Genomic DNA, 11,576 nt, shown 5'->3' on the forward strand with positions numbered 1-11,576 from the left:
CAAGGGGGAGGGTGAACCCGGTGGGTGTGGCCGGATAGTGCCCCACACACTGGACATCCCCCTCCTCCCCCGGTCATATCCGCTCATGACCGAAGCCACCCGATTCCCCGACGTGATGCTGCTGGCCGCCGGCCTGGGCACACGGCTGCGGCCGGTCACCGAGACAATACCCAAGCCGCTGGTGCCGGTCGCGGGAATTCCCCTCATCGAACGGATCATGGGCAATGCGCGGGAAGAAGGCGCGAAGCGCTTCGTCGCCAATGCGCATTATCGCGCCGACCAGATCCTGGCCCATTTCGGCGGGCTGCTGAAGGTCAGCCGCGAGGACGACTTGCTGGGCACCGGCGGCGGGGTGAAGCGGGCTCTGCCCATGCTGCATTCCGACCCCATCCTGGTGATGAATACCGATGCCTTCTGGCCTGCAGGCAGCGACAGGCCCATCGCGCGGATGCTGGCGCGCCATGCCGGGGGCGACGACATCGTGCTGCTCTGCGTGCATCCGCGCAATGCCACCGGCTTTGCCCGCAGCCACGATTTCTGCCTGGCGCCTGACGGGGCGATCACTCGCGACTATGGCGCGCCGGTCATCTATGCCGGGGTGGCCCTGCTCGGCAAATCCCTGTTCGACAACACGCCCGATAGGCCGTTTTCGCTCAATGACCTGTTCGAGGCGGCTTTGGAGCGCGAGACGCTGCATGGCGTGGTGCTCGATGCGCCCTGGTTCCATGTCGGCGATGTCGCGGCCCTGGCCGAGGCCGAGCGGCTTCTGGCGCCATGAGCCTCTTTTCCATCGCCCCGCATGCCAAATTCCTCGTAACCCTCGCCGACAGGGTGATGGACGGGACCTTGCTTGCCGGCTGGGACCGGACGCAGCCGCTGTGGCTCAGCGATGTCACCATCATAGTGCCGACGCGGCGCGCGCGCCTGGCTTTGGCCGATGCCTTTGCCCGCCATCCCGAAAATCGGGGCCTGCTGCCCGATATCCGCACCTTTGGCGGCGAGGTGGAGGACGAGGAGCCGTTTCTGCCGCCGTTCGACGTCACCCCTCCCTTGCCGTCGGCCAGCCCGCTGGAGCGGCGGCTGGTGCTGTCGCGGCTGGTAGCGGCCTGGGCCGATACGCCGGACGGGCGGCGCGCCTTCTCGACCCCGCCGACCGCAGCGGAAATCCTCTCCATGTCGGAATCGCTCGGTGCGCTGATCGATGACCTCCTCACCGAGGAACGCAGCCCCGCCGATATCCGCGCCATCGTGCCCGACATAGCGGGCGAACTCGGCGCCTATTGGCAGCAGACGCTGACCTTTCTCGGCATTGCGCTGGACTACTGGCCGCAGCATCTGAAAGACAAGGGCCGCGCCGACAGCATGGCTTTGCGTGGGCAGCGGCTCGACCGGCAGGCGCAGGCAGCGGCGGTGTTGTGGGGCGACCGCCCCGTCATCGCCGCCGGCTCGACCGGCTCGATTCCGGCCACGGCACGGCTGCTCAAGGCGATCAGTGCATTGCCGCGTGGCGCGGTGGTGCTGCCGGGACTCGATTGTTCGATGAGCGAGGCCGATCATGCCGCCCTGCTCGAAGAGGACAACAATCCGCATGGCCACCCGCAATATGGCCTGGCCCGGCTGCTGCGCCTGCTGGGCGCCGCGGTGAGCGATGTGACCGAACTGGCGCGAGACGAGAACCTGCGCACCACGCTGGTCAATCGCGCGCTGGCGCTGACCAAGGACACAGCCCGCTGGCCGGAACAGCGCCTGACCCAGCTCGAAATCGGCATGGCCTGCGATGGGCTCTCCATCATCCGCGGCCGCAATGAGGATGAGGAAGCCCGCGCCGTGGCCCTGGCGGCGCGCGACACGCTTTCGCGGGGCAAGACCGTGGGCATCGTCACGCCGGACCGGAACCTGGCCCGCCGCATCGCCGCCGAATTGCGGCGCTTCGAGATCGTGGTCGATGACGCCGCGGGCACGCCCTTGTTCCAGTCGGCCGCCGGGCGGCTGTTGCGGCAGATATTGGTGATCGCGTCAGGCAATTGCGCGCCGGTCGATCTCATGGCCCTGCTGCGCAACCGGGCGGCTTTGTTCGGGCTCAAGCGCAGCGACATCGGTAAACTGGCCGACGATATCGAGCTGGGCCTGTTGCGCGGGCAGCGGCCCAATCCGGGGCTGGCCGGCCTGCGCGACCTGCTCAAGGCCAATGTCGGCGAAGCGACCAAATATGTCGGCAAAAGGCTCTATGCCAACCAGGCCGAAGCCATCGAGGCTTTGTTCGCCCGCATCGAGACGGCTTTGGCGCCGTTGCGGACCCTGCTCGGCGAAAGCCGCATTACCGCCGGCGCGCTGGCGGCCGCGATCTGCCGGGCTTTCGATGGCGTGGCCGATGGCGCCGAGATTCCTGGCCGGACCGAGCTGGGTGACTGGGCCGGCCAGATGGCGGCGCAGCAGGGGGAAGGCCACAGCTTTGCGCCGTCAGGGCTGGAACAGGTGCTGGCGGCACTGATGGTGGGCTTCCAGGTGCGCACCCGCGAGGAGCGGCGCAGCGATATCGCCATCTGGGGCCAGCTCGAAGCGCGGCTGCAAAATCCGGACCTGCTGATCCTTTGCGCCCTCAACGAGGACAAATGGCCCGAGGCGGCCGATCCCGGCCCCTGGCTCAGCCGCGGCATGCGACTGGCCGCCGGGCTCGAACCGCCCGAGCGGCGACAGGGTCTGGCCGCGCATGACTTCGCGCAGGGGCTGGGCAATGAGCAGGTCATCATCGCCTTTTCCGACCGCATCGGCACCAGCCCCGCTTTGCCCTCGCGCTTCGTGCAGCGGCTCGAAGCCTTTGCCGGGGCGGACAATGCCCGCTCCTGGGAGGAACGCGGCGCCGTCTGGCTCGATCAGGCGCGGCGGGTCGATGCCGTGATCGAGACGCGTTCGGCGCAGCGCCCGGCGCCCAATCCGCCGGCAGACACAAGACCGCGCCAGCTTTCGGTCACCGAGATCGAGACGCTGATGCGCTCGCCCTATGACATCTATGCCAGGCATGTCCTGCAGTTGCGGCCGCTCGATGCTTTGGGCGAAACGCCCGAGGCGCGCGAGCGCGGCACCATCATCCACGACATTCTCGCCCGCTTCGTCGAGGAGGGGCATGATGTGATGGCACCCAACGCGCCTGACCTGCTGCGCCAGTTCGCCGTGGATGCCTTTTCCGGGCTCGACGGCATTGCCGAGCGCCGTGACATCTGGATTCGCCGCTTCGAGACGGCCGCGCGGCAATTCCTCGATTTCGAGCGCGAACGCAATACCGCGGTGAAACAGCGCCATGCCGAGATCGACGGGCTCTGGCCGCTGCCCACCGGCTTTACCCTTAGGGGGCGCGCTGACCGGGTCGATGAAATGGTAGATGGCTCTTTGCAGATTCTCGATTTCAAGACCGGCTCGGTGCCCGCGCCGGGCGCCATGAAGGCATTCGAAGCGCCGCAAATGCTGCTGGAGGCGCAGATGGCCAAGGCCAATGCCATGGCTGATGTGCCGGGGGCGGATTCCTCGGCGCTGACCTATATCAAGATCGGGCTGGGCCCCGAGGCCTTCCGGCCGATCGCCTTCTCGCTGGACAATGGCCACACCATCATGAGCGCGGCCGACGAGATCGCCCGCCGCATGCAGGCCCATGTCGATTTCTTCCTGTTCAACGACAATCCCATGCCCGCGCGCATCCTGCCGCTCAAGACGCAGCGCTTCCCCGGCGCCTATGACCATCTCGCCCGCATGGACGAATGGACCGCCGTGGATGAAGATGACGAGGACGTGTTTTGAGCCAGGAACGCGGCAAGCCCGTCATCTCCGCCGAAACCCGCAGCAACCAGGCGCGGGCTACCGATCCGGCTTTGTCGATCTGGGTGTCGGCCAATGCCGGCTCGGGCAAGACCTATGTGCTGACCCAGCGCGTGTTGCGCCTGCTGCTGGCGGGTGCGCGGCCGCAATCCATCCTCTGCCTCACCTATACCAAGGCGGCAGCCGCCGAAATGCGCGGCCGCGTCGCCGAACGGCTGGCCAAATGGGCCACCCTGCCGGAACCGGACCTGATCAAGGAGCTGAAAGAGGTCGAAGGCAGCGCCTATCGCCCTACTCAGATCGAGCGGGCGCGGACCCTCTTCGCCCAGGCGCTGGAAACGCCTGGTGGCCTCAAGATCGCCACCATCCACGCCTTCTGCGAAAGCGTGCTGCATCGCTTTCCGCTCGAAGCCGGCGTGCCCTTCGACTTCAAGGTGATCGAGGATGACGAGCGCATTGCCCTGCTGACCCAGACCCGCGAAGCGGCATTGGCGCAGGGCCTGCGCGGCGAGGGCGCCACGGCGGCGGTGGAAACCCTGTTCGGCCTGCTCAGCGATTTCGCCCTCTCCGACGCCATCGAACTGGCCATGAATGACGGGCGCAAGCTCAAGGCGGTGCTGGCGGATATTCCCACCGCCAAGGCCAATCTGCGCCGCCAGCTCGGCGCCATGACGCCGCGCAGCAGCCAGGACATCCTCGATGCGGCCGTGGCCGAGCGACTGGTCGATGGCGGGGACATTGCCCGCCTGCTGGCCCTGGGCGGCAAGGCCCTGGCCAACCGCTTCGGCAGCATCGACGGAAATGCGCCCCGACCGCTCGACTGGATCGGCGCCTTCCTCACCGAAAAAGAGGTGCCGCCGGCCAATTTCCCCGGCAAGGCCGTGGAAAAGGCCGACCCGGTGCTCGCCCAGCGCATGCTGGCGGAAGCCGAACGGCTGGCGGCGCTGATGATCGAGCGCCGCACCGCGCTCATCATCGAGCGCAGCGAAGCGCTGCTCGATGTGGTGGCGCTGATTGCCGGCAAGTACAACGCGCATAAGCGCGCCCGCTCGCTGCTCGATTTCGACGACCTGGTCGAAAAGCTCGGCGACCTGCTCGAAAATCCCGATGCCGGGCCATGGGTGCAGTACAAGCTCGATACCGGCATCGACCACATTCTGGTCGATGAAAGCCAGGACACCAATCCCGAGCAATGGCGTGTCGTGCGGGCCATTGCCGACGAATTCTTCAATGGCGCCGGCGACCGCACCCGCCTGCGCTCGCTCTTCGCGGTGGGCGACCAGAAGCAGTCGATCTATTCCTTCCAGGGGGCCGAACCCACCCTGTTCGGCGCCACGGGCGAATTGTTCGAGCGCCGCGCTGCCGAAGTTGAGATGCAGTTCCGCCGCGTGCCGCTCCATACCAGCTTCCGCACGCTGATCGAAATTCTCAATGCGGTGGACAAGGTCACCGACCTCGAGGGCATGCAGGATGCCCTGCTCGAAACCGGCAAGGTGCATCACGACACGACCCGCCCCACGACAGGGGGCAGCGTGACCCTGTGGCCGCCCCTGCAACAGGCGCTTGCCGAAAGCGGCGCCAGCGCCTGGCCCACCGAGCCGCCGAGTGGCGGCGAGCGCACCGCGCCCCGCCAGGTGGCCGAACGCATTGCTCGCGAGATCAAGTCCTGGATCGACAGCAAGCGCCCGCTCGCCAATCGCGGCCGCCCCGTCCGACCCAGCGATGTGCTGATCCTGGTGCAATCGCGCGGCGCCGTGTTCCAGGAAGTCATCCGCGCTTTGCGCAAGGAAGGCCTGCCCACGCCCGGCGCCGACCGGCTCGCCGTATCCGAGCATATCGCCGTGCTCGACCTGCTGGCCCTGTGCGACGTGCTGCTCAACCCGGCCGACAATCTGCAACTGGCGGCTTTGCTGCGCTCGCCGCTGTTCGATATCAGCGAGGACGACCTCTTCGCCCTGGCCCAGCCGCGGGAGAAGCAAACCCTGTGGCAGGCGCTGGAAACCTGCACCACACCCAGTTGCGCCGAAGCCTGGCGCCTGCTGTCGCGCTGGCGGGGTGAGCTCGATTTCGAACGGCCCTTCGAATTCCTTACCCAGGTGCTCTATGCCGAAGGCGGGTTGCGCCGCTTCCATGCCCGGCTGGGCGAGGAAGTGGACGAGGTCTTCGCCGAACTGCTCGAACTGGCGCTGGCGCATGAACAGGGCAGCCAGCCGTCGCTGCAGGGCTTCGTCGCCGCCATGCGGCAGAGCGCGGTGTCGATCAAGCGCGAGCTGGCCGAGGCCGGTACCGGCATTCGCGTCATGACCGTGCATGGCGCCAAGGGGCTCGAAGCGCCCATCGTCATCCTGGCCGACGCCGCCAGCAAGCCGCAGGGCAACCAGGTCAATCGCCCGGTCTACCTGCTCACTGACACGCCCGGCCCGCTGCTGGTCCATGCCTCGGGCCGGAGTGCACATGTCGAGCGCAGCCAGACGGTCAAGACGCAGGTGGAAGCCAATCTGGCCAAGGAATACTGGCGCAAGCTCTATGTGGCGATGACCCGCGCCGAAGACGAACTCTATGTCACCGGCGCCCTGACGCCGGGCCGCAAGCCGGAAGGCCAGCTCGAAGGCACCTGGTATCAGGCCGTGGACCGCGCTTTGCGCGAGGACGCCGAAATCGTGCTGGACGATGCGGGGCAGGAGACCGCCCTGATCTATCCGCGCGAGCGGCTCACCCCGCAGCCGGTCAAGCGCCTTGCTGACATGGTGCCGCTGGCCGGGCAGCCCCAGGCCTTCGCCCCCGTCCCTGCCCCATCCATGGCGCAGATCGTTTCCCCGTCCTCCGCCCGCAGCCATGTGGCCCCGGTGCTGGCGCTCGACAGCCTCGCCGAACAGGTGCGCGATGCCGATGCGGCGCGCAGGGAAGGCATCGCGCTCCATGCCCTGCTGCAGCATCTGGGCCGGGTCGATCCGGTGCTCTGGCCTGATGTCGTGCCCAAGGCGCTGCTGGCTTTGCTGCCCGACGCGCCGGAGAGCCATGCGAGCCTCGGCGCCAAGGCGATATCCATTCTCTCCCGGCCCGACCTCGCCGCCGTGTTCGGGCCGGCGAGCCGCGCCGAAGTGCCCTTCCTCATCGATGCCAGGCGCGATGGCGCCGACATTCGCCTCGCCGGCCGCATCGACCGGCTCGTGGTTGACGAACAGGGGGTAACGGTGGTGGACTACAAGTCCGACGCATCGGTGCCCGCGGGGCCGGGCGATGTGCCGGGGAACTATCTAACCCAGCTCGGATTATATGCGTTGGTTGCAGGTCAGCTTTTCCCCGGACGAGACGTGCGGGCGGCAATATTATGGACACGACTGGAATCATTGATGTTTCTGCCGCCGGACAAGCTGGCGGCAGGCGCACAGGGCTTCACCTTGCGGTGACAGCTCTTGCCCCGAGGCTGGACTCTACCCAGCTTTAGGCGCACAGAGACCGCCGCTTTAACCCAGAAGGCAATAACCCATGACTACTCACGTTTCCGACGCCACTTTCGGCGAGGAAGTCCTTAATTCCAAAGAGCCCGTCCTCGTGGATTTCTGGGCCGAGTGGTGCGGGCCCTGCCGGGCGATCGCCCCCGTGCTCGATGAGCTCTCGACCGAGCTGGCCGGCAAGGTCAAGATCGTCAAGCTCAATGTCGACGACAATCCGGGCATTGCCAGCCAGTATGGCGTCCGCTCCATCCCGACCATGATCCTGTTCAAGGGCGGGGAAGCCGCCGACATGAAGATCGGCGCCGGCACCCCCAAGGCGGGCCTGGCCAAATGGCTCGAAGGCCACGCCGCCTGACCATCAGGTTTTAGGAATAACGAACACCGCTGGGGCGACCCGGCGGTGTTTTTGTTTGGGGGCTTCTCCGTTCGTCCGGTGCTCGTGGCTCACCCCCACCCTTGATCCCTCCCCACAAGGGGGAGGGAGACGATGAACACGGGCCTCTGAGCTGGCGCCTCCCTCCCCTTGATGGGGAGGGATTGAGGGTGGGGTGATGGGAGCCACGGAGGGCGGGATACGCTAGAAAAACAAACTAACCATTCCTCATCCACCACATCTTGTATGCCTTCCCAAGCCCACCGACTCCTTCTAGCATTCATCGCCCGATACCGATGGAGATGAGATCGATGGCCCTGCATGTGAATGACGCCAATTTTGCCAGCGAAGTGCTGGCGGCGGACCGCCCGGTGCTGGTGGATTTCTGGGCCGAATGGTGCCCGCCCTGCAAGGCCATGGCGCCGGCCATCGACGAACTGGCCGAAACGCTGGCCGATACGGTCAAGATCGTCAAACTCGATGTCGACGCCAATCCGGGCATTACCGCGCAATATAATGTGCGCGCCATGCCCACGCTGATCGTGTTCAAGAATGGCGAGCCGGTCGACCTCAAGGTCGGCGCCGGCCAGTCGCGCGTGCAGCTCATCAAATGGCTGGAGGCCCACGCCGCCTGAGCGGCAGGCCACTTCCCAAACAAAAGGGCAGGCCCGCCGGACCTGCCCTTTTTCATTTGCCTGGCCGTCGCCTCACTTGGGCGCCAGCACCATGACCATCTGGCGGCCTTCGGAGCGCGGCTGGCTTTCCACCTTGGCGATGGCCTCGGTCTGTTCCCGCACCTTGAGCAGCAGTTGCATGCCCAGTTCCTGGTGCGCCATTTCGCGGCCGCGGAAGCGCATGGTCACCTTGACGCGGTCGCCCTCGTCGAGGAACCGTTGCATGGCCTTCATCTTGGTCTCGTAGTCATGCGTGTCGATATTCGGACGCATCTGGACTTCCTTGACCTCGATCACCTTCTGCTTCTTGCGCGCCTCGGCAGCTTTTTTCTGCGCGGCATACTTGAAGCGTCCGAGATCCAGCATCTTGGCGACCGGAGGGACGGCATTGGGAGAGATCAGGACCAGGTCGAGCCCCTGTTCCTGGGCTTCCGCGAGCGCCGCACGGGTGTTGACCACACCCCGGTTCTCGCCTTCAGCATCGATGAGTTGCACATCGGCGCTGGTGATATCTTCATTAGAGAGCGGCCCATCTTTCTGGGGCGCGACGGGTCTCATGGGACGACGAATGGCAAAGGATCCTTGCGTTGTTAAGCCTAGTGGTGAAATCGCGCATAAAATCGTGTTACGCGGACCATAAGTCAACTGGCAAACCGCCAGAAATTCTGGCCTGTTGCGCCATTGAAACGCCGCGATTGCCGTGCCCTGCCGCGTGGCCGACGCTTGTATCCACCTGACAGGGAACGTTCCATGACCGTATCACATCCCAACAGCTTCCGCATCCCCGTCGGCAGCGGCCCGGCTGCGCGCGATATCGCCGTCGAGCAGCGCGCCGGCAAGGGACCGGGCATTTTCTGGCTGGGGGGCTTCCGCTCCGACATGGCGGGCGGCAAGGCCATGGCGCTCGATGCCCTGGGCGCCGGGAAGGGCCTCGCCGTCACGCGCTTCGATTATTCCGGCCACGGCATTTCGGGCGGGGACTTCAACCACGGCACGATCAGCCGCTGGCTGGAAGAGGCCGAGGCGGTGCTGGCTACTACCGCGGGCCCCCAGATCATCGTCGGTTCCTCGATGGGCGGCTGGATCGCCTTGCTGCTGACCCAGGCCCTGCTGGCGCGCGGCAAACCGGCCCATGGACTGGTGCTCATCGCCCCGGCGCCCGACATGACCCACGAACTGATGCTGCCCGACTTCACGCCGGAAGAGCACGAATCGCTGCAGAACAACGGTTATGTCGACCAGCCCAGCCAGTATTCCGATACGCCCTATCGCATCAACCGCGCCCTGATCGAGGACGGGGCCGAGCACCTGCTGTTCGGCGGCGTCATCGAAACCGGCTGCCCGGTCACCATTCTGCAGGGTGGCGCCGACCCCGACGTGCCCCCGTCCCATGCCATCAAGCTGGTGACGCATATCCTGCATGACCCGGTGACCCTGACGCTGATCCCCGATGGCGATCACCGGCTCAGCCGGGACGAGGATTTGGCAAGGCTGAAGGATGCCGTGATGCGGCTGGTGGAGGGATGACAACACGCATCCTACCACCGGGCCCACCCTCCCCCTTGAGGGGAGGGAGCGAGATAGGGCTTAGCTTTAGCTAAGTACGTGATCGAGCAGGGTGGGGGTGTCGAGAGTTCCACGAACTCGGCGCTTGCGGAACATCCGACACCCCCTCCCCTTGATCCCTCCCCTCAAGGGGAGGGTGTCGACTGAGAGCGCTGTCGCCCGAGCGCAGAAATTACCCCCGCGTCACCAGCTTCGTCCGCTGCATCCCGTCCGCGTCGAAATTCTCCGGCGCCAGCCACCGCTCATATTCCGCCCGCAAGGCCGGCCATTCCCCATCGATGATGGAGAACCAGGCCGTGTCGCGGTTCTCGCCCTTGACGATGCGGTCCTGGCGGAACAGGCCCTCATATTGAAAGCCGAAGCGGCGGGCGGCGGCCTTGGAGCCTTCGTTGCGATTGTTGCACTTCCATTCGAAGCGCCGGTAGCCGAGGTCGTCGAAGGCGTGCCGGGCGAAGAGGTACAGCGCTTCGGTGGCGATCCGCGTGCGGGCAATGCCTGGCCCCCAATAGACGCCGCCGATCTCGATCGAGGCATGGTCGGGGAAAATGCGCATCCAGCCCTGATGGCCATGCGCCTTGCCCGTTGCCTTGTCGATGACTGCGACATAGCGGTCCGGCCCGGCATTGGCCGCGGCGATCCAGGCTTCGGCGTCGGCAACGCTTTTCGGGGCTTCGCTAAACAGCCAGCGATAGCGCTCGGGCACGCCCTCGCCGATCGAGGCGGCATAGATATCGCCGGCATGCTGCGGCCCGATCGGCTCCAGCCGCGCATAGCGGCCTTCGAGCACGATGCGTTCAGGCGCGGATTTGGCGGGCTGGGGCGCGGTCATGGCGTCTCGATCTCGTGGATGGCGGCAAGCCCTTCCCGATAGGTGGGATAGAGTAGTTCGATCCCTAGCGCCCGCTTGATGGCGGCGTTGGAGACGCGTTTGTTGTCGGCATAGAAGCTGCGCTGCATCGGGGTGAATTCCGCCATATCGTAAGGCACTTCAGGGGGCGGCTCCACGCCCATCAGGCCGGCCGCATGGGCCACCAGGTCCTGCGGCGGCGCCGGTTCGTCATCGGCGAGGTTGAACGTGCCCTCGAGCCGCGCCTGCGCCGCCAGCGCCGTCACCCGGCCGATATCCTCGACATGGATGCGGTTGAACACCTGGCCCGGCTTGATCACCCGCCGCGCCGTGCCGTCGGCCAGCTTGTCGAAGGTCGAACGACCCGGCCCATAGATGCCGGCCAGTCGCAGGATGGCCAGAGGCACGCTGCGCGCCCGCGCATAGTCGCGCCAGGCCTGTTCGGCCAGCACACGGCGGTCGCTGCGCTCGTTGCGCGGCACCAGCGGGGCCGCTTCATCGATCCAGTCACCGCCGAAATCCCCATAGACGCCGACCGTGGAATAATAGCAGAGCCATTGCAGGTTCTCGGCCGCATCGAGATCGGCGCGGTGATGCAGCAGCGCCGGATCGCCATCGGCGCCGGGGGCAATGGAGAAGACGACATGGCTGGCCCGGCGCAGGCTTGGGCCCAAAGTGGCGCCCGGCGCGGACCCATCGAAAACATGCGCATCCACCCCCTGTTCGGTGAGCAGATCCGCCTTGTCTTTTGTCCTGACGCTACCCGAAACGTTAACAGTACGTGAACCAATTCGTAGCTGTGCTAACGCGGCCTGGGAGGAAAAACCCAAGCCGAAAAAGAAGGCGTT

At 66.0% G+C, this 11,576-nt stretch carries 9 protein-coding genes; 6 read left to right on the forward strand and 3 right to left on the reverse strand.

All coding sequences use genetic code 11. From position 1 onward, the window contains the following. The first annotated feature begins 85 nt into the window (after positions 1–85). The 5 genes from NVV79_RS05340 to trxA (NVV79_RS05360) all read left to right on the forward strand — a co-directional run bounded on the left by NVV79_RS05340 (position 86) and on the right by trxA (NVV79_RS05360) (position 8,276). Positions 86–778: a nucleotidyltransferase family protein gene (locus tag NVV79_RS05340; protein WP_303986957.1), complete on the forward strand. Its 693-nt coding sequence runs from the start codon at positions 86–88 to the stop codon at positions 776–778. Continuing rightward, positions 775–3,792 carry a double-strand break repair protein AddB gene (gene addB, locus NVV79_RS05345; protein ID WP_303986959.1) on the forward strand — a complete coding sequence of 1,006 codons (3,018 nt, stop codon included), beginning with the start codon at positions 775–777 and terminating at the stop codon, positions 3,790–3,792. Before NVV79_RS05340 ends, addB begins: the two co-directional genes overlap by 4 nt. Beyond that, a complete protein-coding gene (gene addA / locus NVV79_RS05350) occupies positions 3,789–7,220 on the forward strand; it encodes a double-strand break repair helicase AddA (protein ID WP_303986961.1) in 3,432 nt (1,143 codons plus the stop codon). Before addB ends, addA begins: the two co-directional genes overlap by 4 nt. Before the next feature lie 79 nt (positions 7,221–7,299). Continuing rightward, complete coding sequence (trxA, locus tag NVV79_RS05355) at positions 7,300–7,623, forward strand: thioredoxin (RefSeq protein WP_146291533.1); 324 nt, start codon at positions 7,300–7,302, stop codon at positions 7,621–7,623. Between the two features lie 329 nt (positions 7,624–7,952). After that, on the forward strand, positions 7,953–8,276 hold the full coding sequence (gene trxA, locus NVV79_RS05360; protein WP_303986964.1) for a thioredoxin: 324 nt from the start codon (positions 7,953–7,955) through the stop codon (positions 8,274–8,276). 72 nt (positions 8,277–8,348) lie between these two features. Here trxA (NVV79_RS05360) and infC read toward each other — a convergent pair whose 3' ends face one another. Continuing rightward, a complete protein-coding gene (infC, locus tag NVV79_RS05365) occupies positions 8,349–8,885 on the reverse strand; it encodes a translation initiation factor IF-3 (RefSeq protein ID WP_186767325.1) in 537 nt (178 codons plus the stop codon). Positions 8,886–9,065: 180 nt separating this feature from the next. Here infC and NVV79_RS05370 point away from each other — a divergent pair, with 180 nt between their 5' ends. Continuing rightward, positions 9,066–9,842: a carboxylesterase gene (locus NVV79_RS05370; protein WP_303986966.1), complete on the forward strand. Its 777-nt coding sequence runs from the start codon at positions 9,066–9,068 to the stop codon at positions 9,840–9,842. A 211-nt stretch (positions 9,843–10,053) separates the two neighbouring features. Here the strand turns inward: NVV79_RS05370 and NVV79_RS05375 are convergent, their stop codons facing one another. Together NVV79_RS05375 and NVV79_RS05380 are read right to left on the reverse strand one after the other, a co-directional pair. Further along, on the reverse strand, positions 10,054–10,710 hold the full coding sequence (locus NVV79_RS05375) for a GNAT family N-acetyltransferase (protein ID WP_303986969.1): 657 nt from the start codon (positions 10,708–10,710) through the stop codon (positions 10,054–10,056). After that, the gene (locus tag NVV79_RS05380; protein ID WP_369684700.1) at positions 10,707–11,444 is read right to left on the reverse strand and encodes an NAD-dependent epimerase/dehydratase family protein; all 738 of its coding nucleotides are present in this window, start codon (positions 11,442–11,444) and stop codon (positions 10,707–10,709) included. Before NVV79_RS05380 ends, NVV79_RS05375 begins: the two co-directional genes overlap by 4 nt. Positions 11,445–11,576: the final 132 nt, after the last annotated feature.

Origin of the sequence: Devosia ginsengisoli (assembly GCF_024707105.1) — a bacterium.
GTDB classification, from domain to species: Bacteria; Pseudomonadota; Alphaproteobacteria; order Rhizobiales; family Devosiaceae; genus Devosia; species Devosia ginsengisoli_A.